The organism is Loktanella sp. R86503 (assembly GCF_042466455.1).
Lineage (GTDB): Bacteria > Pseudomonadota > Alphaproteobacteria > Rhodobacterales > Rhodobacteraceae > Loktanella.
In genome coordinates this window covers 1,638,556-1,663,834 of the sequence record NZ_JAXHCI010000002.1, presented here as the reverse complement: position 1 = coordinate 1,663,834, position 25,279 = coordinate 1,638,556, and the positions used below count along the sequence as shown (strand labels likewise).

General features: G+C 59.0%; 21 protein-coding genes and 1 pseudogene. 16 read left to right on the top strand and 6 right to left on the bottom strand.

Features of this window, described 5'->3' with window-relative positions:
* Nucleotides 1-22 precede the first annotated feature (22 nt).
* Entirely contained in the window at nt 23-1,024 is a 1,002-nt protein-coding gene (locus SJY10_RS09035) for a GlxA family transcriptional regulator (RefSeq protein ID WP_386681731.1), read from the bottom strand.
* A 192-nt stretch (nt 1,025-1,216) separates the two neighbouring features.
* On the opposite strand from SJY10_RS09035, the gene SJY10_RS09030 reads away from it, so the two are divergent.
* Nucleotides 1,217-2,587, top strand: a complete 1,371-nt coding sequence (locus SJY10_RS09030) for a class II 3-deoxy-7-phosphoheptulonate synthase (protein ID WP_386681729.1) — start codon at nt 1,217-1,219, stop codon at nt 2,585-2,587.
* A 125-nt stretch (nt 2,588-2,712) separates the two neighbouring features.
* On the opposite strand, the gene SJY10_RS09025 is transcribed toward SJY10_RS09030, so the two are convergent.
* On the bottom strand, nt 2,713-3,378 hold the full coding sequence (locus SJY10_RS09025) for a PAS domain-containing protein (RefSeq protein ID WP_386681727.1): 666 nt from the start codon (nt 3,376-3,378) through the stop codon (nt 2,713-2,715).
* A 214-nt stretch (nt 3,379-3,592) separates the two neighbouring features.
* Between SJY10_RS09025 and SJY10_RS09020 the strand changes: the two genes are divergently transcribed.
* The 12 genes from SJY10_RS09020 to SJY10_RS08965 all read left to right on the top strand — a co-directional run bounded on the left by SJY10_RS09020 (nt 3,593) and on the right by SJY10_RS08965 (nt 15,457).
* A complete protein-coding gene (locus SJY10_RS09020; RefSeq protein ID WP_386681725.1) occupies nt 3,593-4,480 on the top strand; it encodes a YicC/YloC family endoribonuclease in 888 nt (295 codons plus the stop codon).
* A gap of 4 nt (nt 4,481-4,484) precedes the next feature.
* Complete coding sequence (gmk, locus tag SJY10_RS09015) at nt 4,485-5,126, top strand: guanylate kinase (protein ID WP_386681723.1); 642 nt, start codon at nt 4,485-4,487, stop codon at nt 5,124-5,126.
* Entirely contained in the window at nt 5,123-5,644 is a 522-nt protein-coding gene (locus SJY10_RS09010; RefSeq protein WP_386681721.1) for a gamma carbonic anhydrase family protein, read from the top strand. The genes gmk and SJY10_RS09010 overlap by 4 nt, the downstream gene beginning before the upstream one ends.
* Nucleotides 5,644-6,840 (top strand): trans-sulfuration enzyme family protein, encoded by a 1,197-nt coding sequence (locus SJY10_RS09005; protein ID WP_386681719.1) that lies wholly within the window; start codon nt 5,644-5,646, stop codon nt 6,838-6,840. The genes SJY10_RS09010 and SJY10_RS09005 overlap by 1 nt, the downstream gene beginning before the upstream one ends.
* Before the next feature lie 4 nt (nt 6,841-6,844).
* Complete coding sequence (locus SJY10_RS09000; RefSeq protein WP_386681717.1) at nt 6,845-7,873, top strand: ATP-binding protein; 1,029 nt, start codon at nt 6,845-6,847, stop codon at nt 7,871-7,873.
* 228 nt (nt 7,874-8,101) lie between these two features.
* Complete coding sequence (locus tag SJY10_RS08995) at nt 8,102-9,130, top strand: substrate-binding domain-containing protein (protein ID WP_386681715.1); 1,029 nt, start codon at nt 8,102-8,104, stop codon at nt 9,128-9,130.
* Between the two features lie 69 nt (nt 9,131-9,199).
* Nucleotides 9,200-10,660 (top strand): phosphate ABC transporter permease subunit PstC, encoded by a 1,461-nt coding sequence (gene pstC, locus SJY10_RS08990; protein WP_386681713.1) that lies wholly within the window; start codon nt 9,200-9,202, stop codon nt 10,658-10,660.
* Complete coding sequence (gene pstA / locus SJY10_RS08985) at nt 10,657-12,012, top strand: phosphate ABC transporter permease PstA (RefSeq protein WP_386681711.1); 1,356 nt, start codon at nt 10,657-10,659, stop codon at nt 12,010-12,012. Before pstC ends, pstA begins: the two co-directional genes overlap by 4 nt.
* 10 nt (nt 12,013-12,022) lie before the next feature.
* Nucleotides 12,023-12,823: a phosphate ABC transporter ATP-binding protein PstB gene (pstB, locus tag SJY10_RS08980; protein ID WP_386681709.1), complete on the top strand. Its 801-nt coding sequence runs from the start codon at nt 12,023-12,025 to the stop codon at nt 12,821-12,823.
* A 12-nt stretch (nt 12,824-12,835) separates the two neighbouring features.
* Nucleotides 12,836-13,546 carry a phosphate signaling complex protein PhoU gene (phoU, locus tag SJY10_RS08975; protein ID WP_386681707.1) on the top strand — a complete coding sequence of 237 codons (711 nt, stop codon included), beginning with the start codon at nt 12,836-12,838 and terminating at the stop codon, nt 13,544-13,546.
* A gap of 4 nt (nt 13,547-13,550) precedes the next feature.
* A complete protein-coding gene (gene phoB / locus SJY10_RS08970; protein WP_386681705.1) occupies nt 13,551-14,237 on the top strand; it encodes a phosphate regulon transcriptional regulator PhoB in 687 nt (228 codons plus the stop codon).
* A gap of 38 nt (nt 14,238-14,275) precedes the next feature.
* Nucleotides 14,276-15,457, top strand: a complete 1,182-nt coding sequence (locus tag SJY10_RS08965; protein WP_386681703.1) for a M24 family metallopeptidase — start codon at nt 14,276-14,278, stop codon at nt 15,455-15,457.
* An 11-nt stretch (nt 15,458-15,468) separates the two neighbouring features.
* Here SJY10_RS08965 and gndA read toward each other — a convergent pair whose 3' ends face one another.
* Entirely contained in the window at nt 15,469-16,869 is a 1,401-nt protein-coding gene (gene gndA / locus SJY10_RS08960) for an NADP-dependent phosphogluconate dehydrogenase (protein WP_386681701.1), read from the bottom strand.
* A 200-nt stretch (nt 16,870-17,069) separates the two neighbouring features.
* On the opposite strand from gndA, the gene SJY10_RS08955 reads away from it, so the two are divergent.
* The gene (locus tag SJY10_RS08955) at nt 17,070-18,302 is read left to right on the top strand and encodes an acyl-CoA dehydrogenase family protein (RefSeq protein ID WP_386681699.1); all 1,233 of its coding nucleotides are present in this window, start codon (nt 17,070-17,072) and stop codon (nt 18,300-18,302) included.
* A complete protein-coding gene (locus SJY10_RS08950; protein WP_386681697.1) occupies nt 18,303-19,325 on the top strand; it encodes a phosphotransferase family protein in 1,023 nt (340 codons plus the stop codon). It begins immediately after the preceding gene.
* A gap of 385 nt (nt 19,326-19,710) precedes the next feature.
* On the opposite strand, the gene SJY10_RS08945 is transcribed toward SJY10_RS08950, so the two are convergent.
* Entirely contained in the window at nt 19,711-20,052 is a 342-nt protein-coding gene (locus SJY10_RS08945; protein ID WP_386681695.1) for a hypothetical protein, read from the bottom strand.
* 1,653 nt (nt 20,053-21,705) lie between these two features.
* Here SJY10_RS08945 and SJY10_RS08940 point away from each other — a divergent pair.
* The gene (locus tag SJY10_RS08940) at nt 21,706-22,704 is read left to right on the top strand and encodes a hypothetical protein (RefSeq protein ID WP_386681693.1); all 999 of its coding nucleotides are present in this window, start codon (nt 21,706-21,708) and stop codon (nt 22,702-22,704) included.
* 88 nt (nt 22,705-22,792) lie between these two features.
* Here SJY10_RS08940 and SJY10_RS08935 read toward each other — a convergent pair.
* Nucleotides 22,793-24,157: pseudogene (locus SJY10_RS08935) on the bottom strand (ISNCY family transposase).
* A 218-nt stretch (nt 24,158-24,375) separates the two neighbouring features.
* A complete protein-coding gene (gene tsf, locus SJY10_RS08930) occupies nt 24,376-25,248 on the bottom strand; it encodes a translation elongation factor Ts (RefSeq protein ID WP_386681691.1) in 873 nt (290 codons plus the stop codon).
* Between the last annotated feature and the right edge of the window lie 31 nt (nt 25,249-25,279).

Below are 25,279 nucleotides of genomic sequence, written 5' to 3'. Positions count from 1 at the left end.
CGCGATTTTGCACATCGGACGCCTAGACCGGCACGCGCCCGCCGTGGCTGCCGCGTTCGCGGTAGGGTGTCGTGTCATAGTGGGCGCGGTAGCATTTTGAAAAATGCGACGGCGATGCGAATCCGCAGGCTAGTGCCACGTTGATGACGGTCATATCCGTTTGCATCAAAAGGTTACGCGCCTTGGACAGGCGCAATTCCATGTAATACCGCTTTGGACTACGGGACAGATAGCGGCGGAACAGCCGTTCCAGCTGACGGGTGGACATCCCGACCTCTTGCGCCAGCGTTGCGGGGCTGATCGGATCTTCGATATTGGCTTCCATCAACTGGATGACGCGGGACAGTTTTGGATGGCGCACGCCAATACGGGTGGGAATCGACAACCGCTGCGTGTCCTGATCGGTGCGGATCGACGAATAGATCAGAATATCCGCGACCGCATTGGCCAGATCCTCTCCGTGATCGTCGGCGACAATCTTGAGCATCAGGTCAATGGACGCGGTGCCGCCTGCCGTGGTGATCCGATTCCCGTCGATGACAAAGATCGACTTGGTCAGATCGACGTCTTCGAATTCTTCTAGAAAACTGTCCTGATTTTCCCAGTGGATCGTGGCGCGTTTACCGTTCAGCAAACCGGCGCGGGCCATGGTATAACCGGCCGTGCACAGGCCTGCGACGGTGATGCCGCGGCGCGCCTCTCTTCTTAGCCAATTCAGCATCTTGCGAGTCGTTGCTTCGCCAATATCGACGCCGCCGCACAGCATCACCGTGTCTTCGCGGTCCAGTTCGATCAGATCGCTATCCAGCTGGAATGTGCAGCCGTTCGAACAGGTCGCCGACACGCCGCCTTCGCCAACGATGGTCCAGTCATATAGCTTGCGTCCAGCGGTCCGGTTCGCAATCCGCAGGCTTTCGATCGCCGCGGAAAAGCACAGCATGGTAAACTGATCCAGCAGCACGAATACAAAGCGCCGCGGCGCGCCGCTGGGTCGAACGTCGATGATCTGGGGCGCGGCCTGCATGGTCTCTCCGGTAAGGTTTCGAAAATCCAAAAGGTTTCCCCGCGCCCCTTCAAGGGCCAATCGTCATCAATTCGGCTTTTCGCGACATTATATGACGCTTTTGACCACCAAAGGTTTCCAGATTAGCCATTGGCCCCGTGCGATGATGACAGTATAAGCGGCCCTCGCAATGCGAAGAGCAGGAGACGCACGATGACGGACTGGAAAAAATCGGACTGGCGCAGCAAGCCGCGGGTTCAGATGCCTGAATATACCGACGCAGCCGCACTAGGCCTGGTCGAAGGCAAGCTGTCCAGTTATCCGCCGCTGGTGTTTGCTGGCGAAGCACGCCGCCTGAAAGCGCATCTGGGCAAGGTCAGCCGGGGCGAGGCGTTTCTGCTGCAAGGCGGCGATTGCGCCGAAAGTTTCTCTGAATTCAGCGCAGACACCATCCGCGACACTTTCAAGGTGATGCTGCAGATGGCAATGGTTCTGACCTACGGTGCCAAGGTGCCCGTGGTGAAACTGGGCCGGATGGCGGGCCAGATGGCCAAGCCGCGTTCCGCCCCGACCGAGGTTGTGAATGGCGTAGAGCTGCCAAGCTACCGCGGCGACATCATCAACGGGTTCGATTTCACCCCCGAATCCCGCATCCCCGATCCGGCCCGTATGGAACAGGCCTATCTGCAGGCGGCGGCCTCGCTGAACCTGCTACGCGCCTTTTCGACGGGCGGTTATGCGGATGTGCACAAGGTTCACGCCTGGACGCTTGGCTTTACCGACAAGCCAGAGGCTGAAAAGTACCGCGATCTGGCTAACCGGATCAGCGACACCCTCGACTTCATGGAAGCCGCGGGCCTGAGCACCGAAACCAACCACGAGCTGCAAACGGTCGAGTTCTACACTTCTCACGAGGCGCTGCTGCTGGAATATGAAGAGGCGCTGACGCGGGTCGACAGCACCTCTGGCAAGTGGCTGGCTGGTTCTGGCCACATGATCTGGATCGGCGACCGCACCCGTCAGCCCGACGGCGCGCATGTCGAGTTCTGCAAAGGTGTGATGAACCCCATCGGTCTGAAGTGCGGTCCCAGCATGACGTCTGGCCACCTGAAGGCGCTGATGAACACGCTGAACCCGGAAAACGAGCCGGGCCGCCTGACCCTGATCGCGCGCTTTGGTGCAGGCCAGGTTGGTGATCACCTGCCGCGTCTGATCAAAGCGGTCGAAGAAGAAGGCGCAAAGGTCGTCTGGTCCTGCGATCCGATGCATGGCAACACGATCAAATCCTCGACCGGTTACAAGACCCGGCCGTTCGATTCCGTGCTGCGCGAAGTCCGCGAATTCTTTGACATCCACAACGCCGAAGGCACCGTCCCCGGCGGCGTGCATTTCGAGATGACCGGCAAGGATGTGACCGAATGCACCGGCGGCGTGCGCGCTGTGACAGACGAGGACCTGTCGAGCCGTTACCACACCGCCTGCGATCCGCGCCTGAACGCCAGCCAGTCGCTGGAACTGGCGTTTCTGGTCGCAGAAGAGCTGGGCGAGCGGCGCGAGAAGATGGCGCAAGCCAAAGCAAGCTGACGCGCCTGCACAAGAATTGGAAAAGGCACCCTGCGGGGTGCCTTTTTTGTTAGGCGACAGATGAATTTGAATGGCACCGCTGCGGGGCTGACCAAAGTCCGCGCCGCGATGCGGGGTGCCGGACCCTAGCCGTTGTTGACCACCAGCCGCAGGGCGGGCCGTTGGACCGGTAACGGGCGCGCGCGGGCACCGCGACGTTCGGCAAACGGCAGGTTCAACGCGTCGTGGCGCAGCACCGCATCCCCTGCGATATCAAAGCGATAGGCGCGGCTATTCAGCGGCCCCGCCGCCACCAGCGCCCCCATCATGCGTGTCACCTGACCCTGCGCGTCCATCATGGGCAGCAGCAGCAGCTCTGCCAGCATCGGTTTGCGGCCCAACCCGCGTGATGCGGTTAGGGGCAATCCGACAATGGCGGGGCCGTCAAAGGCGGAATCGACAATGTCCATCACCGCATCGCGGGACCCTTCTGCGAAAAAACACCCGAACGACATGCCGCGCGGGTCCATGCGCAACAGATCATGCAGCCGCTGTCCGGCGACGCGGATACGCACGGCGCCCGGTGCCGTGCGGTGCAGCAAAAACGCATGGGGCAGGGCATTGTGCAGCGCATGGGGATCAAGCTGCGCATGGGCGGGCACGATCTCTCCGCTGGAAATCTGGCGCCAGTCATCCTCTAGCAGTTGCAGCACGGCGCGTTCTGCGTCCGGCAGGCGGCGGCCCGCCGCGGCGGTTTGCGGACGGTGGCGCATTGACAGGGGGCGGCGGGGCAGGTCGATGACGTTAAACATGGCACTCTCTTTGCTGAATTGACCCGGTCCAGGCGGCTGACGCGGCAGGTGGACGCTGTCGTTAAGAGAATATTAAACTTTGAATTAAGCGAATTCACTTAAGAAAGTCTTAACGGGTTAATCGCGTCGGGTTAATCAGCCAGAGGCACCGCCCGCCTCTTGCCCCCGCGGCAGGAATTCTCTTAGGTGGGGCGGTGTAATCAGGGATAGTGCAATGACCCATTCGATGACGGCTTATGCCAGCCGCACCGGCCAGTCCGATACCGCCAGCTGGCACTGGGATCTGCGCAGTGTGAACGGACGCGGGCTTGATATCCGCATGCGCCTGCCGGACGGTATGGAAAAGCTGGACCAGACCCTGCGCACGGCGCTGGGAAAGGCGCTGCACAGGGGCACGGTGACTGTCACGCTTAAGGTCACGCGCAATGACGATGCTGACGTGCTGAACATCGACGAAGCGCAGCTGGACCGCGTCTTGCAAGCCCTTGATCTGGTGCAGGAACGTGCCTTTGCGGCAGGCGTGACGCTGGGCCAGCCGACGGCGGCGGACGTCCTGTCGGCGCGCGGCGTTTTGGGACAGGCGGCATCGGCCAGTGCAGACCCCGGACAGCACGCTGCGTTGACCACCGACATCGGGCCGCTGCTGGCGGATTTCACCGCCATGCGTGCCCATGAAGGGGCCGCGCTGCAGCATATCATTGCCGACCAGCTGGACCGGATGCGCAGCCTGATCGATCAGGCGCACACACTAGCCGAGGCCCGCAAGCCCAAGGTGCGCACAGCCCTGCGCGATGCCTATGCCAAAATTATGGAAGTCACTGCCGCCGACGATGCGCGGCTGGTGCAGGAACTGGCGCTGCTGGCCACCAAACAGGACGTGACCGAGGAGCTTGACCGCCTGAAAGCGCATGTCGCCGCCGCTTGGGACATCATCGAAGACGACGGCCCCGCCGGCCGCCGCCTTGATTTTCTGGCGCAAGAGTTCAACCGAGAGGTCAATACCCTTTGCGCCAAGTCACAGGATGTAGAGCTGACGCAGGTTGGCCTTGCGCTGAAACTGGTCGTCGACCAGATGCGCGAACAGATTCAAAACGTGGAGTAACCCCTTGGCAAGACGCGGCCTTTTAGTGATCCTGTCATCGCCGTCCGGCGCTGGCAAATCGACCTTGGCGAAACGGCTGATGGCTTGGGATGACACGCTGTCCTTTTCCGTCTCGGCCACGACCCGCGCGCCGCGGGCGGGCGAGGTGGACGGCACCGACTATCATTTCGTGGACGAGCCTGCCTTTCGCAAACTGGTCGATGATCGCGGCATGCTGGAACATGCGCGGGTGTTCGGTAACTACTACGGCAGCCCCAAAGCGCCCGTGCAACAGGCGATCGAAGCGGGGCGCGACGTGCTGTTCGATGTAGACTGGCAGGGTGCGCAGCAAATCAGCAATTCCGACTTGCAAGACGCTGTTTTGTCGATCTTTATCCTGCCGCCGTCGATCACTGAACTGCACCGCCGCCTTGTCGGGCGCGGGCAGGATGACGCGGAAACGATTGCCAAGCGGATGCAGAAAAGCTGGGACGAGATCAGCCATTGGGACGGTTACGACTATGTCCTTGTGAACGACGATCTGGACGCGACAGAGGAAAAGCTGCGCACCATCATCAGCGCCGAACGTCTGCGCCGCGCGCAGCAACCCGACCTGCTGGACCACGTCCGCAGCCTGCAAAGCGAATTCGAGGAGCGCGGTGCATGACCCTCTATGCCTTGGGCGATGTGACACCCTTTGTAGCCGATGACGCCTGGGTTGCCCCCAATGCGCAAGTGATGGGCCGCGTCCGGTTGGAGCCGGGCAGCAGCGTCTGGTTCGGGGCCGTACTGCGCGGCGATAACGAGCTGATCCAAGTCGGCGCGGGCAGCAACGTTCAGGAAAACTGCGTGCTGCACACCGACATGGGCTTTCCGCTGAGCATCGGCGCCGGCTGCACCATCGGCCACAAGGCGATGCTGCACGGCTGCACCATTGGTGCAAACAGCCTGGTCGGCATGGGTGCGACGGTGCTGAACGGCGCGGTGATTGGCGAAAACTGCCTGATCGGTGCAGGCGCGCTGATCACCGAAGGTAAGGTCATCCCGGACGGCAGCCTAGTCGTCGGCGCACCGGGCAAGGTGGTGCGCGATCTGGACCAGCGGGCAATTGATGGCCTGCGGGCCTCTGCCCTTCATTACAGTGAAAATGCGGCGCGTTTTGCCCGCGATTTGAAAGAAATCTGATGAAAGCCCCGTTAAAGTCTATTGTCCGTCGCACGGGCTGGCCAACCTCTGTGTCGCGCCCCGTGGTGACGCCGCTGCAGCCTTCGGTCGTTTATTCCAGCCCCGATCCCGACGCGCTGGATGCGCAATATGCAGATGCCTCTGGCTATACCTATGCGCGCGAAGGTCATCCGAACGCCGAAGTGCTGGCGGAAAAGATCGACATGCTTGAAGGCGTTGATCCGGCGTCCGGCGGCGGGATCATCACCGGCTCTGGCATGTCGGCGATTGGCGCGGTGTTTCTGGGACTGCTGAAGGCAGGCGATCACGTGCTGGGCGGCGATCAGCTGTATGGCCGCAGCCTGCGATTGATGGCGCAGGATCTGCCGCGGCTGGGGATCGAAACATCCCTAGCCGATCCCACCGATGCTGCCGCGATGGAGGCGGCGATCCGCCCCAACACGCGCATGATCCTGGTCGAAGTCGTGTCCAACCCCACCATCCGCGTGGCGGACATGGACGGCATCATCGCCATGGCCAAGGCGCGCGGCATTCTGGTCGTCGTCGACAACACTTTTACGACGCCCGCTGCGTACCTGCCGCTGGCCGCTGGCGCGGATATTACCGTGCATTCGGTGACAAAGCTGCTGGCCGGCCATTCGGACGCCACGCTGGGTTATGTCGCAACGCAAGACCCGGACCTGCGCCGCCAGATCAATGACGCCAATGTCACATGGGGCCTGACGCCCAGCCCGTTCGATTGCTGGCTGGCGGAACGCGGTCTGCATTCATTCCACCTGCGCCACCGCGCGGCGCAGGATAACGCGCGGGCCTTGGCCGATGCGCTGGCGGATTTGCCGGGCGTAGCCAAGGTGCTGTATCCGACGCGGGCGGACCACCCCGACCACAACCGCGCTGTGGCGCTGCTGGGCGGGCAGGGCGGCAATATGGTGTCCTTTGCCCTGCATGGCGGGCGCGAAGCGGCGAACCGGCTGACCCGCGCGGCCCCAGACATCGCCTTTGCCCCCACGCTGGGCGACATCGGCACCACGCTGTCGCACCCGCCGTCGTCGTCGCACCGCGGCCTGACGCCAGAAGGACGCGCCGCGCTGGGGATCACCGAAGGTTTTTTCCGCGTCTCTGTCGGAGTAGAAGATGCCGATCTGCTGATCAGCGAACTGGGCGCTGCCGTCGCCGCTGCCACGCAAAACGGCTGATCCGATGCCCATGCGCGCCGCCACCATTCCCGTCACCGCCCTGCCGTTTCCGGTGATGCTGATCGACGAAAACCAGATCGTTGCGGGGCTCAGCCCGGCGCTGGCGGCGGTGCTGGGGGACCATATCAAGGGGCGGCATTTCATCAGCGCACTGCGCCAGCCGGTCACGCTCGAGGCGATTGAAACCGCGATGCGCTCGGGGCAGGCGGTGCAGACGCGCTGGCTGGGCCGGGACGGGGCGCGGGATACGACATGGGCGGTGCATGTGATTCCCGACGGGCGACGAATCGTTCTGACCTTCGAGGATCGCACAGCCGCAGAGGAAGTCAGCCAGTTCCGCCGCGATTTTGTGGCCAATGTCAGCCATGAATTGCGCACGCCTTTGACAGCTCTGCAGGGCTTTATCGAAACCCTGCGCGGCGCCGCCCGCAATGACGCCGCCGCCCGTGAACGATTTCTGGGTATCATGGAACGGGAAAGCGCGCGGATGACCCAGTTGGTCGATGATCTGTTGTCGCTGTCCCGCGTAGAAGAAGGCGAGCGTCAGCGTCCGGTTCAGGCGATTGCGCTTGGTGCACTGGTTGCGGCAACGCTGGCGGATCTGGAACCGGTGATTGCCGCAGCAACGGTCAAGGTTACGTTGAACGATGCCACCGGCGGCGCAACGGTGCTGGGCGATGCTAACCAGTTGCGGCAGGTTTTCGGCAATCTGATCGAAAATGCCGTGAAATACGGCGGCACCGGCGGCACCCTGACCGTCACGCTGGATGCGCCCGTGCAGCACAATGCACTGCACGCCAAGGGTATCGCCGTGCATGTGCAGGATCGGGGTCCGGGAATTGCCCAACATCACATTCCGCGCCTGACAGAGCGATTCTACCGCGTCGATACGCACCGCAGCCGGGCGCTGGGCGGCACGGGCCTGGGCCTTGCGATCGTCAAACATATTATCAACCGCCACCGGGGCCGGCTTGTGATCGAAAGCGCCCTTGGGCAAGGCACGACATTCACTGTCATACTGCCGCAGTCATAAGCAGCTGATTCCTTAACGTTTCATTGATCCCGTCACCCCGCGCCCGCCGGGCTGACCAGATATGCGCGTGCTGAAATGCCAAAGCACTAAATAGCTGACGATACGTTAACTTTCGGGCTGTCATATAACTTTTACAATAGTGTCACAAAAGCGTAGTCGCCGGGTCCTAGGTGGTCCGCAGCGGCTGCGCAAAAAGGTGCAGCCCATGAAGTCTGACAGGAGCAACAAATGTCTTTCATGAAAATCGCGACCTCTGCCATTGCGATCACTGCCGTCACGGCCACTGCTGGCATCGCCCAGTCCCGCAATAACGTGCAGGTTGCCGGTTCCTCCACCGTGCTGCCCTATGCCACGATCGTTGCCGAAGCATTCGGCGAAAACTTTGATTTCCCGACACCCGTTGTCGAAGGCGGCGGTTCCGGCGCTGGCCGCAAGGCGCTGTGCGAAGGCGTGGGCGAAAACACCATCGACGTTGCCAACTCCTCTTCCCGTATCAAGCAGTCGGACATCGACACCTGCAACGCCAACGGCGTGACCGAAATCATGGAAGTCCGCTTCGGCTATGACGGTATCGTCTTTGCCTCCGACATCAACGGTGCGGCATTCGCTTTCACGCCCTCCGACTGGTACAACGCACTGGCCGCTCAGGTCATGGTTGATGGCGCATTGGTCGACAACCCCAATGCCGCATGGTCCGACGTGAACGCAGAACTGCCCGATCAGGCAATCTTGGCCTTCATCCCCGGCACCAAGCACGGCACCCGTGAAGTGTTCGACGAAAAAGTCATCGCGGCTGGCTGCGAAGCCACTGGCGCTGCCGAAGCCTTCGAGGCTGCCGGCGTTGAAGACGGCTGCAACATGCTGCGCACCGACGGCGTGTCCGTAGACATCGACGGCGACTACACCGAAACGCTGGCTCGTCTGGCTGCCAACCCCGAAGCTGTCGGCGTGTTCGGTCTGTCCTTCTACGAGAACAACACCGACAAGCTGCAGGTCGCAACGATGGACGGCGTCGTCCCATCGACCGAAACTGTGGCATCGGGCGACTACCCTGTGTCCCGTCCGCTGTACTTCTACGTCAAGAACGCACACCTGGGCGTGATCCCCGGCCTGAAAGAATACGTCGAATTCTTCGTGTCCGATGACATGGCCGGCCCCGATGGCCCACTGGCTGCCTATGGTCTGGTGTCCGATCCGGAACTGGCCATGGTTCAGGAAATGGTCGCAACCGAAACCCCGATGGGTCCGCTGGAATAATCCACTAAAACCTGCGGGCGCTGCCATGTCTGGCGGCGCCCGTTTTTCTGCCTAACGAATGGAACAGCCATGAGCGTCGGTCTCGTCCTTCTTATCGTCGTCCTGATCGCCTCTGCCGGCTTCGTGCTGGGACGGAGGCGCGCCATGGCCACCGCGGGGGGCGATCCACGCAAGCTGCATTCGCTGCCCGGCTATTACGGTCAGACGGCCTTTATCTTTGCCGCCGCACCCGCGTTGCTGTTGCTCGTGGTCTGGATGCTGGCCCAGCCGATTTATGTTGAAAGCCGCATCTCTGGCATGATCGAGCCTGCCGACGTCGCGGCGGGCAGTTCGCGCGAACTGGTCATGGCTGACGTGCGCCGCATCGCGGGCGGCATCGACACGCTGGTCGGCATCGGCGGTCAAAGCGAAAGCGACATCGCCACGATGGACGCACAAGAGGTTGACGTGCGCGGGCTGCTGGCCGGTGTCGGCGTGGCGCTGGGGTCGGACGTGAACCGCAGCGTGTTCGAGGCAGCAAAAAGCTATCGCGGCACCACCGATACGATGAACCTGATCCGGTCCGTGCTGGTCATTATCGCCAGTCTGGCCGGGGCGGCATATGCCTATAGTCGCATCAACCCGGACTACCGCGCGCGCAATGTGTCGGAATATGCGATCAAACTGCTGCTGATCGCCTGTTCCAGTATCGCAATCCTGACGACCGTGGGCATCGTGCTGTCGCTGGTGTTCGAAACCTGGCATTTCTTCCAGCTCTATCCGGCAAAAGACTTCTTCTTCAGCCTGACGTGGAACCCGCAGTTCCGTGGCGGCTCTGACCTTGGGATCCTGCCGCTGCTTTGGGGCACGCTATATGTTTCCTTTATCGCGCTGCTGTTTGCCGTGCCGATTGGCCTGATGGCGGCGATCTATACCGCTGAATACGCAAGCCCGATGGTCCGGTCCTTTGTTAAACCCGCGATCGAGGTGCTGGCCGGTATTCCGACCATCGTTTACGGTCTGTTCGCCCTTGTCACCGTCGGCCCCTTGTTGCGGGACTATTTCGCGCAGCCGCTTGGCCTGGGAAATTCGTCTTCCTCTGTCATGACCGCCGGCGTTGTCATGGGCATCATGCTGATCCCCTTTGTGTCGTCCCTGTCGGATGATGTCATCAACGCCGTGCCGCAGTCGATGCGTGACGGATCGTCGGGGCTTGGCGCGACCCATTCGGAAACCGTGCGCAAGGTGATCCTGCCTGCCGCACTGCCCGGCATCGTCGGTGCGATCCTGCTGGCCGCCAGCCGCGCCATCGGAGAGACGATGATCGTCGTGCTGGGGGCAGGGGCCGCGGCCAAGATCAGCGCCAACCCCTTTGAGGCGATGACAACCATCACCGTGAAAATCGTCAGCCAGCTGACCGGCGATACGGAATTTGCATCGCCCGAAACCCTTGTCGCCTTTGCCCTTGGCCTGTCGCTGTTCGTCGTGACGCTGGGGCTGAACATCATCGCACTGGTTATTGTGCGCAAATACCGGGAGCAGTACGAATGACCGACCTGAGCAATACAGGCGCGGCCCCCGGCCCGCGCAAGAAATCATCACTGATGGTGCAGGACGCCCGCACCAAGAAACGTAACGCCGCCGAAAAACGCTTTCGCCTGTATGGCGTGGTGGCCATCGGTATCGCGGTGCTGGCGCTGGTGACGCTGCTGGCCTCTGTGCTGATTAACGGATCGTCCGCATTCCGCCAGACCTTCATCACGATGGACATCTATCTGGACCCGGCCAAGCTGGACAAGAACGGCACCGGCGCGATGGAAGACATCGCCAAGGTATCAACCTTTGGCTACGCCCCGCTGATCCAAAAGGCGTTCGAGACAATATTCGAGCAGGAAAACATTGGCATCGAAGGCATGACGCCCAAGACCGCGGCAGAGCTGATTTCCCCCGAAGGGGCGGCCCAGCTGCGCCGCTATGTCCTCGCCAACCCAGAGGAAATCGGCGATACCGTATCGTTCGACTTTCTGGCAGGCGGGCGCATTGATGGCTATTTTAAAGGCCGCGTGACCATGGCCTCTGCCGCGCTGGACAACAACGTCTCGCCAGAGCAGTTGCAACTGGCCGACCAGCTGAAAGACGCGGGCGTGCTGCGCACCAAGTTCAACTGGGCGTTCCTGACCGCCGCAGACGCATCGGAAAACCGGCCAGAGGCAGCGGGCCTTGGCGTCGCGATCATCGGCTCGCTTTACATGATGATGGTCGTGCTGGTGCTGGCCCTGCCCATCGGCGTCGCGGCTAGCATCTATTTAGAAGAATTCGCGCCAAAGAACCGCTGGACCGATATCATCGAGGTGAACATCGCCAATCTTGCCGCTGTGCCGTCGATCGTGTTCGGTATCCTTGGCCTTGCGATTTTCATCAACTTTGCGGGACTGCCGAAATCGGCCCCCATCGTGGGCGGCCTTGTGCTGACCCTGATGACCCTGCCGACGATCATTATCGCAACGCGGGCCTCTCTGAAATCCGTGCCGCCGTCGATCCGCTCTGCCGCGCTTGGCATTGGCGCATCCAAGATGCAGACCGTGTTCCATCACGTCCTGCCACTGGCGCTGCCCGGTATCCTGACCGGCACGATCTTGGGCCTGGCGCAGGCGCTGGGTGAAACGGCCCCCTTGCTGCTGATCGGCATGGTCGCCTTCGTGCGCGACTTCCCCAGCGCACCGCCAGAGGGTCTGTTCGATCCCGCAGCCGCGCTGCCGGTGCAGGTCTACAACTGGACGCAGCGCGCTGACCCCGCCTTCGTCGAACGTGCGCAGGGGGCCATCATCACACTGTTGGTGTTCTTGCTGATTATGAATACGGTGGCGATCATTCTGCGCCGCCGCTTTGAACGCCGCTGGTAAGGGTGCTGAAATGGAAGATATGTATCATATGGATAGGGCCATGACCGGAACCCAGGACATCAAAATCTCTGCCCGCGACGTGAACGTGTATTATGGCGAAAAGCACGCCATCAAAAACGTTAGCGTGGAAATTGCAGACAAGACCGTCACCGCCTTTATCGGCCCGTCGGGCTGCGGCAAATCCACGTTCCTGCGCTGCATGAACCGCATGAACGACACCATCGATATTGCCCGCGTGACCGGCAACATCCTGATCGACGGCGAAGACATCACCGACCCCCGCGTCGATCCGGTGCAGCTGCGCGCCAAGGTCGGCATGGTGTTTCAAAAGCCGAACCCGTTCCCAAAGTCGATCTATGACAACGTGGCTTACGGCCCCAAAATTCACGGCATGGCCCGCAACAAATCCGATCTGGACGACATCGTTGAACGCGCCCTGCGCCGCGGTGCCATCTGGGACGAGGTCAAGGACCGCCTGCACGAGGCCGGCACCGGATTGTCCGGCGGCCAGCAGCAGCGTCTGTGCATCGCCCGCGCTGTCGCGACCGAACCCGAAGTGCTGCTGATGGACGAGCCTTGCTCTGCCCTTGACCCGATCGCCACCGCGCAGGTCGAGGAGCTGATCGACGAGCTGCGGCAGAACTATTCCGTCGTCATCGTCACGCACTCGATGCAGCAAGCTGCGCGCGTCAGTCAAAAGACCGCGTTTTTCCACCTTGGCGACATGGTGGAATATGCGGAAACCGACAAGATTTTCACCAACCCAGAAGACCCCCGCACCGAGAGCTATATCTCGGGCCGGATCGGGTAAGGAGCGGCTGACATGCATGACCAACACATTTCTTCGGCCTATGATCGCGATCTGGATGCGATCACCACGCTGATCCTCAAAATGGGCGGACTGGTCGAAGACGCCATCCTGCAGGCGGCCGAAAGCCTGGCCACCCGGGACCTGGAACTGGCGCAAAAGGTGCGCGCCGGCGACAAGGCCATCGACGCGCTGGAGATGGAAATCAGCGAAGCTGCCGCCCGCACCATCGCCCTGCGTGCACCAGTGTCCAAGGACCTGCGGACCCTGCTGACCGTGCTGCGGCTGGCAGCCTCGCTGGAACGCATTGGCGATTATGCGAAAAACATGGCCAAGCGGACATCCGTTCTGGTTGATATGTCGCCCATCGCCGGGGCAGAGACATCCTTGCGCCGTATGGCCCGCGAAGTGCAAGGCATGTTGAAGGACACGCTGGACGCCTATGTCAAAGGCGACATTCAGATGGCCGAGGACGTGCGCCAGCACGACCAGGACGTTGACCAGATGTACAACGCGCTGTTCCGCGAATTCCTGACCTTTATGATGGAAGACCCGCGCAACATCACCGCCTGTATGCACCTGCATTTCATGGCGAAAAACATCGAACGCATGGGCGATCTGACCACCAATATGGCAGAGCAGGTGATCTATCTGATCACCGGCGAAATGCCCGAAGAGGCGCGTCCGAAAAGCGACAAGACCGCCTATATGACATCGCCGGAGTGAACAGATGGCAGCCCAACCCCACGTTCTGATCGTCGAAGACGAAGAAGCGCAACGCGAGGTTCTAGCTTACAACCTTGAAGCCGAAGGCTTTCGCGTCACCCGCGCCGAAGACGGCGAGGAGGGGCTGCTGATGGTCTCTGAAGATCCGCCTGATGTGATTGTGCTGGACTGGATGCTGCCCCGCGTGACAGGGATCGAGGTCTGCCGCAGGCTCAAGGTTGATCCCGCGACCCGCAATATCGCGATCATCATGCTGTCGGCCCGGTCAGAAGAGGTGGACAAGGTCCGCGGCCTGGAAACCGGCGCGGACGATTATGTCACCAAGCCCTATTCCGTGACCGAGCTGATGGCCCGCGTGCGCAGCCAGCTGCGCCGCGTACGGCCAACGACCGTGGGGCAGGTGCTGGCCTTTGACGACATCCTGCTGGATGCCGAAACCCACCGTGTCAGCCGCGACGGCAGCGCGCTGAAACTTGGCCCGACCGAATTTCGCCTGCTGTCCACCTTTATGGAAAAGCCGGGCCGGGTCTGGTCGCGGGACCAATTGCTGGACCGGGTCTGGGGCCGTGACATCTATGTCGACACCCGTACGGTGGATGTGCATGTCGGGCGCCTTAGAAAAGCGCTAACCGCCTCTGGCGGCAGCGATCCGGTGCGCACGGTGCGCGGCGCGGGCTACGCGCTGGGATAATCGTTGCCAGAATGGGCAGGGCGGGATCATGGTAATGCATGACCCACCCGAACCCTTCCTTTGACGCCGCCGAATATGCAGACCGTTTGTTCCGCGTGCGGGCCGCGATGGACCGCGTCGGACTGGATGTTCTGTTCATCACCGACCCCAGCAACATGGGTTGGCTGACCGGCTATGACGGCTGGTCCTTTTATGTGCATCAGGGCGTGCTTGTGGGGCCGGATGGACCGCCGCACTGGTGGGGTCGCGGCATGGATGCCGCAGGCGCGCTGCGCACGGCCTGGATGCCGGACGCAGCAATTCACGGCTACGACGACAGCTATGTGCAAAACCCGGACCAGCACGCGATGCTGGACCTCTGCGCCTTGATCAAAGACTGCGGATGGGACCGGGGCCGCGTCGGGTTTGAATTTGATAATTATTATTTTACTGCAGCAGCTTACAGGACAATCCTAAACCAGATGCCGCAGGTCGATCCTGTCGACGCCACCGCGCTGGTGAACTGGTGCCGCGCGGTAAAATCGCCTGCAGAGATTACCTATCTGCGCCGCGCGGGGGCCATTGTCACGCGAATGCACGACCGAATTGCCGAACTGGCAGAGCCGGGGATGCCCAAGAATATGCTGGTGGCCCAGATCATGGCGGCGGGTATCGAAGGCGCAGACGGTTACTGGGGCGATTATCCGGCCATTGTACCGATGGCCCCGTCAGGGCGCGATGCAACAGCCCCGCATCTGACATGGGACGACAGCCCGCTACTGCGCGATGTGCCGACATTTTTTGAAATTGCAGGGGCTTACAGGCGCTACCAATGTCCGCAGTCGCGAACCTTGTTTCTTGGCAATGTGCCTGACACATACCGCGCGGCCGAGGCTGCCGTCGCGGATGCCACGCAGGCGGTGCTTGGCACCGCTGCGCCCGGCCTGCGCTGCGAGGATCTGGCCCGCGTGTTTAACGGCACGCTAGCCCGCCACGGGTTCCAGAAGGACAGCCGCGTCGGATATGCCATTGGCATGTCCTATCCGCCCGATTGGGGCGAACGCACCATGTCCTTGCGGGCGGGCGATACGACGGTGTTGCAGGCGGGCATGACCTTTCATTTCATGCCCGCGCTGTGGTTGGACGACGGCGGGATCGAGATGACAGAGCCGATCCTGATCACCGCCACCGGGTGCGAACGTCTGACAACGACGCCGCCCGGCCTAGTAGTGAAACCCTAAACTGTCCCGCCTTAGTCGGCCCATGGCCCGTGAAAGCCCTTGCCGTCACGGTCCAGCCGCTCGAACCCGTGACGACCAAAATAGTCGCGCTGGCCTTGCAACATATTTGCCGTGCCGCGGTGGGTGCGCATGGTGTCGAAATACGCAAGTCCGGACGACAGCGCCGGAACTGCCAGACCGTGGAGCGCAGCTTGCGCCACAACGGCACGCAATGCGCCATGCGTTTCCTTTAGATGTTCCGCGAACGTATTGGCGAACATCAGGTTTTTGTCAGGGTCCGTCGCCAGCGCCTTGGCCATGTCATCCAGCATCACTGACCGGATAATGCAGCCCGCCCGCCAAACCTCTGCGATCTGGGGCAACGGCAGGTTCCAGTCGAACTGGTCCGACGCGCCGCTAATCATGGTAAAGCCCTGTGCGTAGCAGATAATCTTGCCCGCGATCAGCGCCTGTTCCAGCTGCTCAACCGTCAACGCACCGTTCAACGCCTGCGGGGCGGCGCCAAATATATCCTCGCCGGTCTGGCGCAGATCGCGTGCGGCGGACAGATTGCGCGCGGCAACCGCAGCTTCGATTGCGGGGACGGGGGCCCCAAGGTGCTGCGCCTCGATCGCGGTCCAACGGCCGGTGCCTTTCTGTCCTGCGGCATCGGTGATGATATCCAGCAGCGGGCGGCCTGTTTCGGTATCCTTCGCCTCTGCCACGCGGGCCGATATTTCGATCAGATAGGACGAAAGTGGCCCGGTGTTCCAACGGTCAAAGACATCGGCGATAGCGTCATTGTCCATCCCCATCCCATCGCGCAGGATGCCATAAACCTCTGCGATCATTTGCATATCGGCGTATTCAATGCCGTTGTGCACCGCCTTGACGAAGTGGCCGGCACCTTGCTCACCCATCCAGGTCGCGCAGGGGGTGCCGTCGTGCTTGGCGGAAATCGCAGTCAGGATATGGGCCACGCGGTCCCAGGATTCCTTGTTGCCGCCGCCCATGATCGACGGGCCAAAGCGGGCACCTTCTTCGCCGCCCGACACGCCAATGCCCAAAAAGGGCTTGTCACCGGCTGCCACGGCTCGGCGGTTGGTGTCGTGAAAGTTGGCATTGCCAGCGTCGATGATCAGGTCGTTGTCGTCCAGCAGCGGGCGCAGCGCCGCGATTTGCTGATCGACCGCATCACCCGCTGGCACCATCAGAATGATCGCCCGCGGCGATTTCAGGCTGGCGACGAAGTCTTCCAGCGTTTCGGTCGCGGTAATGCGGGGGGAAAGATCGCCAGCGGTCGCCTTGAACTCTTGTGTCACCGACGCGGTGCGGTTGTAGACGGCGATGTCGAACCCGTTATCCGCAATATTCAGCGCAAGCGCGGCGCCCATTGTACCAAGGCCCAAAAGGCCGATTTCACTCTTGCTCATGTACCGCTCCCTGAAAAGTTGCGTAGGGTTTACCGCGCGCGGTGCGGGGAAACAATATCGCAAGGGTTGCCACAGGGCCGCAGGGGCATAAGGTATCGATCAGGGGGGCGCACCCGCGCCGGGCAAGGCCGGGCAGGGTGCCGCATGCAGCGGTATGAACCGTCAAAAAATGCATGTATTTGAACGGGATGGAACAGGTTATGGATTTGGGGATCAGCGACCGCGCAGCGCCTTTGATTGCAGCGGTCAAGGATATGATTGCCACGCAGATCGCGCCGCGAGAGGCGGAATACGCCGCACAGGTGGGCCAGCACCCGGACGGCCGCTTTGCCATGACGCAACGGCAGATTGCGATTATCGACGGCTTGAAGCAGTCCGCGCAGGACCGCGGCCTGTGGAACTTTTGGCTGACGGACAGCGACGCAGGCTTTGGCCTGACGACAGTGGAATATGCCTATCTGGCCGAAGAGATGGGCAAATCGACCCTCGCGGCCGAGGTGTTTAACTGCAACGCCCCCGACACCGGCAATATGGAAGTGCTGGAACGCTACGGCAGCGCGGCGCATAAAGAACGCTGGCTAAAGCCTTTGCTTGCCGGCGAAATCCGATCAGCCTACGCCATGACCGAACCCGATGTCGCATCATCCGATGCCACCAACATTGCCTTGCAAGCGGTGCGGGACGGCGATGACTTTGTCCTGAACGGTCAGAAGTGGTGGATTTCCGGTGCGGGTGATCCGCGTTGCAAGTTGATCATCGTGATGGCGCAGACCGATCCGGCGGCGGCCAAACACCAGCGTCATTCCATGTTCTTGATGGATATGGACACGCCGGGGCTACGCATTTTGCGGCCCATGCAGGTCTTTGGCCATGATGACGCGCCGCACGGGCATATGCATCTGGAATTTCGCGATGTGCGGGTGCCTGCGGATCACATGGTGCTGGGGCAGGGACGCGGGTTCGAGGTTGCGCAGGGGCGGCTTGGGCCGGGACGTATCCATCACTGTATGCGGGCCATCGGGCAGGCTGAGCGGGCGCTGGAACTGCTATGCGCACGCGCTGTTTCGCGCCGCGCCTTTGGCAAATCGCTGGCCGAATTGGGTGCTAACTTTGACATCATCGCCGACGCCCGTATCCAGATCGAGGCGACGCGGCTGCTGTGCCTGAAAGCCGCCTGGATGATGGACACCGCCGGAACCCGTGCCGCCCAACCCTGGATCAGCATGATCAAGGTTGCAGCGCCGCTGATGGCGTTGCGTGTCGTCGACGAGGCGATGCAGATGCACGGCGGCATGGGGGTCAGTCAGGATACGCCGCTGGCGTGGATGTGGACCCAGCTGCGCACGCTGCGCTTTGCTGATGGTCCCGATGCAGTGCATCGCAGGCAGATCGCGCGAGCAGAGCTGAAGAAATATGCAAAGGAAGACAATTAGATGGCAGAGGATCTTGATGTAAAGGCCGTAGCCACCTGGGTCGATGGCCGTCTGCCGGGGCTGGACGGCGATGTTGCAGTGCACCGCTTTGCCGTCGGGCAGTCAAACCCGACCTTCCGAATTGATACTGTGGCGGGGTCATATGTCTTGCGCCGCAAGCCGGGGGGCATTCTGCTGAAATCGGCACATGCTGTCGAGCGTGAATTTGCAGTGCAACAGGCCTTGCAGGGCACCGACGTTCCGGTGCCGCAGATGCATTTGCTTTGCGAGGATCATAACGTCATCGGCGCGCCGTTCTACCTGATGGATCACATTGATGGCCGCAGCTTTGACGATCCGCGTTTGCCAGAACAGACACCGCCGCAACGCGCGGCGATTATCGATTCCATGAACGCAACACTGGCCGCCATCCATGATGTGGACCTGCAGGCCGTGGGCCTCGGCGAATACGGCCCGGGCGGCGATTATTACGCGCGCCAGATCGCGCGCTGGGTCAAGCAATACCGCGCCACCGCAACCGAAACGATCCCCGCGATGGAGGATCTGATAACCTGGCTAGAGGCGCATACCCCGGCGGATGACGGTCGCCGGACCTTGGTGCATGGCGACTACCGCATCGATAATTTATTGTTTTCTAAAAACGGCAGCGATGTCGTGGCGGTGTTGGATTGGGAGCTATCGACGCTGGGACATCCCTTTGCCGATCTGGCGGCCGTCATCATGCAATGGCGCATGCCTCCGGGTGCGGACGGGCGCGGGTTGGCAGGCGTCGACCGAAAGGCCGCTGGACTGCCATCAGACGCCGCGTTTATCGCGGCATACTGCGCGCGGCGCGGGTTGGACGGGATCGACGGCTTCGGCTTTTACCTCGCGTTTTGCTTTTTCCGCATGGCCGCGATCCTGCAAGGCGTTAAGAAACGCGGCCAAGAAGGCAATGCATCCAATCCTGAAAAAGCTGCAAAGCTGGGCCGTTACGTTCCACTGTTTGCACAGCAAGGGCTGCAGGCGGCCCAAGACGAGTGACGCACACCGCGCAGGGAGTGAGTGCAGAACAGCCTACACCTGCGGTGCCGATCTGTTGCAACCATCCAGAAATGTCATCCGCTGCGCAAAGCAGGAATGTCACCAGGAGCGCCGGCGGCAGCAAGGTTTAGCGGCCCGGAGACCTCAAGTATCGCAGGGATGATAAGCCTTGCGGGATTGCCAAGCGGACGTTCGGGCGAGACGCGGCGAAGGTCCAGAATGAGCCCTCTCTATTAAATTTCTCCAACGCAGCTAATGTCTGTTATCATGTGAGGGTTAAAAACCTTCAATAACTGTTTGAGCTTTGATCAGGGTTTTTGGCAGTCGGAATACAGGGCTTTTCTGAGGCAGAACGACGGCTTACTAAACGCATTTTTGGCGTGCTCTACCACTGGCATTCGGCGCTGTCGGACTTAAACGATTTATATCGCGTGATCGAGCGACCGTCTTCATCTAAGGTCGAGTAAATTCCACCCTCGCCGCACCCATTATCAGAAAGACGGAACCAACTGGTCTCAATCACGATCCTGGAGGCCTTGTTCGATATTACGTCAAATATACCACCATTGTATTTTAGAAAAAAAACTAATGATTTATTGTAGTTGCTAGCGACTTCTGAAACTCGCATTCCGCCATTTTTATCACGCGCTGCATGACCTTGATCTGCGAGTAGAACCTGAACATCAGCGACGACTCCCCAGCGTTCTTGACTGAACAGAATGCTCATGCGGTCGACCACCTGCTCCGGGTTTTGTGCAAGGTGGTCGCGGGATAATCTCTTACATAGCACCCCATAGGGACATCTTGCTCAACCGCGGAAGAGGCGGCGAAAAAATACGATATTAAAAGATGAGATTAGTTGCACTGCAGTATCCATAGTGGTTTAAAGTTTTTGTGCTACAAAAAGGCTTATTATTCGAGAAAAAGGTATTTATCTTGCCAATCATCATAACTTTACCAATAATAGCTATATATTGTGTCATACTCGCCATCAAAACCACGGGGTTCACCCGTGGGCTCGCAATCGTTAGCGCGGTCACACTTTCACTGCTGTGGGCTTGGTATTTTATAGGTTTTGCAATGCTAGAGCTTCCCGATTAACACTAGATATTTATATTTCAAATCCAAACCCCTCCATTTTTTCTTATTTAGAGCTATTCATAAAGATCGCTCACCCATTGGCAACTAAGGCTCGTTTTGCACCATAGCCTGTAGAACTAGCGCCTGCGCTAAAACTAGGATTGGAGACGGAATGACAAAACCTAGACAATTCTCTTACGATGGCCTCATCGGGCGGAGCACAAGGCTTTCATTCAATGCGCAAAATTTTTACGTGCAAATAGATGCTAAATAACAGGTTGTTCTTCTCACAGATGTCCTCTTCCTGTCAAAAGCAGGCACAAAACTGAACAGTCGCTATTTGTGCAAAATTACCTGCCATGCTGATATCAAAAGCACGGCCGTCCGTTTCCTAGCTAACACCATGCTCTGTAAAGCCATTTATTCTAAATTTTGATATTTCTTAAATGAAATTAATCTTACCGCTATAAAAACAAAGTATCATTGGTGGCTATCATAATCCCAAGAGAAATAGCGGCATCCCAAGAAGGGTCGGCCACACGTATGGTGGCGGCATAATTTACGCTAAAGGTGCGGCGGGGAATAGTTCAAGTGATAATTGCAAAATCTTTTACAGACAGCAACTTACCACCATCAATTACCGACGGGCTTCAAATGAAATTGAATATTATTGTGATGGAAATAGCTTTATCTTTTTTGTGAACTTCAGTTTCCGCGCAATCAAAGGGATCATCGCTTGAGCTCATCTTCACTCAACCAGCTGGAGGTGTCTACGTCTAGGATTGGTTTGTTCAGAAGTTAGGTAGCCATCGACAAAGCAATGTTGACTTTTATGTCGCTGGAGATGGAAAGCTCGAGTATTTTTTGGGAGTGCTATCAATAGATTGCCAGGAGGCGAGCAACTCAAGCTGGCTTGCGACTGGAGATTTCTTATCGCCCGTGCGCGTGCCGATTGAAGCTATTTATGGCGTCCGTAATTTAGCATGTAGCTCTCAGTCTAGCTAACACTTCTTGAACCCCGTAATCCTCCCCCCCCAAGGCATGTAAATTATGGCAGAGAGTTTGGTTGGAAACCGGCTGTTTTCAACAGTTGCAGCAAAGGGCAGCTTCGTCCGCACTACCACCGCTCGCCTTCCCACTTCGCGCCAATTTCGTGTGCCGGCGCGGCGAAAGTCGGCAGTGAGCCCAAACTACGGATTTTCTATGTCGCAGCTTATGTCTAGAATTGGGCGTATATCTTTGCCTATCTGGTGTGTATGAGTTAATGACCAGCGGTCACAATACAGCGGCGAGGGCATCCATGTTCCGAATTTTTCTTGGGGCACTTATTTTGTATCCCACACTATCCACAGCGGCATTGGCTTATTGCTCAGCCGGGTTAGATCTCTTCACCTCATGCCAAATTGCGGAACGCGGCACCGAGGTTTCTGTGTGTTTTGATAGCGAACGGGTTGAGTACAATTACGGCCCAATTGGTGAAACACCTGAATTGAAGCTCACCGATACAATTCTTAATGCCGAATATGTCCCATGGTCTGGAATTGGCAGAGCGATTTGGGAGTACACAGTTTTTCGCAATGGTGAATATGCCTATGAGGTCGGCGCTGGTTTTGATCGCCCCTTTTCGGAAGAAGAGCAGATGTCGGACGAGGAACAACGCTTTGGCTGGATCAGCATTACTCAAAATGGCGAAGAACTGAAGCGGTTAGAATGTATCCCCGACACGGTATCATACGCCTTTGGTGCTGGTATCTATGATCAGAAAACGGCGGCTGGGCTTACCTGGGATCTTAGCGAAGAAAAGTGGTTCTGGGACACGGAGCATTTCGAAGAAGCCGCAAGAAATATCCAACCAATTTTGACGACGGAAACCTTCAATGGCTCGCATGATTGTATGCCGCGCAGTGAGTTTGCATTCAGCGGAGTCCAGCTGTTGGGTAATGTCGATACATTTTCTGACCGATTTCCGTCGCTCCAAACCCGCCTTAGCAGTGGTGTTGATATAGTACAGGAATGGTTTGCACATAACGGTCTGGAAGTCTTTGTCGGCGATGATCAAATGCATGAATTAATTGCCACAAAGCCGGATTGGGTCACACCGTCAGGACTGCACGTTGGCATGTCGCGCGCACAGGTTGTGAATATCTTGGGCCGCCTCCCGAAATACCCGGTCGAAGCGATGCAGTCGTTTGCTTTTCCGGGGTGTTTTGTTGATGAAGTTTTGATTCAATGGAGCTTTGATATTCAGTTTGATGCAGACCAATACGTCAATCGGATTGAACTTCGTTCGCAGTACTGATTGTCTTATCGACAAAGCGGACCTTGACGCAACCGCCGCTAACGGCAGTTGTGTCCGCATAGCCGACCACTGGCGAAATTATCCAACGTTAGCTTTCGGACCCGGTCTGTGCCGCCGCGGCGCGTTTTGCTGCGTAATACAAGTCCAGCTTGGACGGTCGGCCGGGTGAGCGACCATTCTTGATGTAGCCGTTCTTGGCACTGACCGGTTTGACCTTCGGCTTTGGTGCAGCCTTGTCCTGCTCCTTCTTGATATGGGCCAGCACGACGCTGAGGTGCTTGTTCTCGGTGATCGCGGCATGGGTGATCCGGCGCTCGGGGTTCATGATCGTGTAGGGCAGGGCGACACCTTTGGTGCGGACCTGAATGTGTCCGTCGGCCAGTTCGTAGACATCGACATATGTCCCGGCAAGGTCGCGTGTCAGATCGTTCACCCCCAACTTGATCCGTTTGCGGTCGTATTTGAGCATCAGATCCTTGGTCACGTGGCGATTGTCGCGCAGGCAAAAGACTTCACTCAATCGGTCAGGTGCAATGTTCAAAGCCCGGTGCAGGTTATCCGACCGGGCCGGGGCCTTTGCGAATTTGGCGTTGTAGCGCTCTATGAAGCCCGGAAGAAATACGTTTCCGTCTTCGATTGAGGATATGTCGGCGAGACGCAGTTCCTTGACCAGCCGATCCTGCAAAATGCGGTTGGCGCGCTCTACGCGGCCTTTGGCCTGGCTGCTATTGGCGCACAGTATCTCGATGTTCAGCTCGGCCAGTGCGCGACCGAACTGGGTCATGCGCGTCATGTGCTGGTTCGGCTTTGAAACCTAAAAGACCGTGTGTTTGTCGCTGTAGAACGCAACGGGGCGGCCGTACTTGAGCAGGTAGCTTTCCAAGGCCTCGAAATAATTGAACGTGCTTTCCGAGGGAACGAACCGCAATTCCATCAACATGCTGGTCGCAGCGTCGATGAAGACGAGCAGGGTGCAGGGATCGGCGCGATCCTCGAACCAGCGATGATCCGACCCGTCGATCTGAATCAGTTCGCCAAAACATTCACGGCGTGATCTGGACTGATGGAATGTGCGGCGCTGCTTGCGTGACAACCACAGACCTGCGTCCTGCATCCATTTGCGCAATGTCTCACGCGAGACCTTGAACCCGTGATGGTCCGCCAGCATCTCGGCCGCCAGTGTCGGTCCGAAATCCTCATACTTTTCTTTGACCAGGGCTACGGCATAGTCGCGCTTGGCGTCATGGATCTAATTGTTAGGCGCCTTGCCGCGCGCCTTGTGCCGGATCCCGGCGCCGCCTTCGGTGCGGTACGTCTTGAGCAACCGAAACATCTGTCGTCTGGTCACGTCAAACAGGTTCGCGGCGTTCTGGACACTCAGCCGTCCATCATCGACCTGCGCCAACACCTCGATCCGGTGGACGTCGCGCTCGCTCATCATTACCCATCCCATGTCCGTTCTCTCTGCTTGCTTTCCTCAGCAGGGAGAGTGACATTCCTGAAGTGCACATGGGTGACATTTTAGCTTTGCGGCTACACAATCAAATACTCATAATCAGTATTATGTAATATACGTATTAACAGCAGGACTGCTGTGGCCCCCAATATCACAAACGAAAACGCGCCGGATTTTCATCCGGCGCGTTTACATTGTCGTTTCGCAAAAAGGAGTTAGCCTTTCAGCTTGGCAACCTCGGCTGCGAAGTCTTCTTTTTCGACTTCGATGCCTTCGCCCACTTCCAGACGCACGAATGCGGTGATTTTGATGCCGGCTTCTTCAGCAGCTTTTTCGACGGTCAGATCGGGGTTCACGACGAAAGCCTGACCCATCAGCGTCGATTCAGCCATGAACTTTGCCATACGGCCAACGATCATCTTTTCGATCACGGCCTCGGGCTTGCCGGACTCGCGAGCGATGTCCATTTGCACGGACTTCTCTTTTTCGACGATGGCCGGATCCAGATCGGCTTCACCCAGTGCGGCAGGATTTGCAGCTGCGATGTGCATGGCAACCTGACGGGCGAAAGCTTCGTTGTCGCCTTCAAAACCGACCAGAACGCCGATGCTGCCCATGCCGGGTGCAACAGAGTTGTGGACGTAAGACACGGTGTTTGCCGCTTCCAGCGTCGCCATGCGGCGCACGGACATGTTTTCACCGATGACAGCGATAGCGTCGGTCACGGTCTGCTCGATGGTCTTGCCATCCACAGAGGTTGCCTTCAGCTCTTCGACCGTGTTCACGCCGACAGCGGCGGTTGCGATCTTGCTGACCATTTTCTGGAAATCGGCGTTCTTGCCGACGAAGTCGGTTTCCGAGTTCACTTCCACAGCGACAGCCTTGCCGCCTTCGGTTGCGACGGCAACAAGGCCCTCGGCTGCGGTGCGGCCGGACTTCTTGGCAGCTTTCGCCAGACCTTTGGTGCGCAGCCAATCGACGGCGGCTTCCATGTCGCCATCGGTTTCGGTCAGCGCTTTTTTCGCGTCCATCATGCCTGCGCCGGTGGATTCACGCAGTTCTTTGACCATTGAAGCGGTGATTGCCATGTTCACTCTCCTGAATAGGGGGAATTCTTTG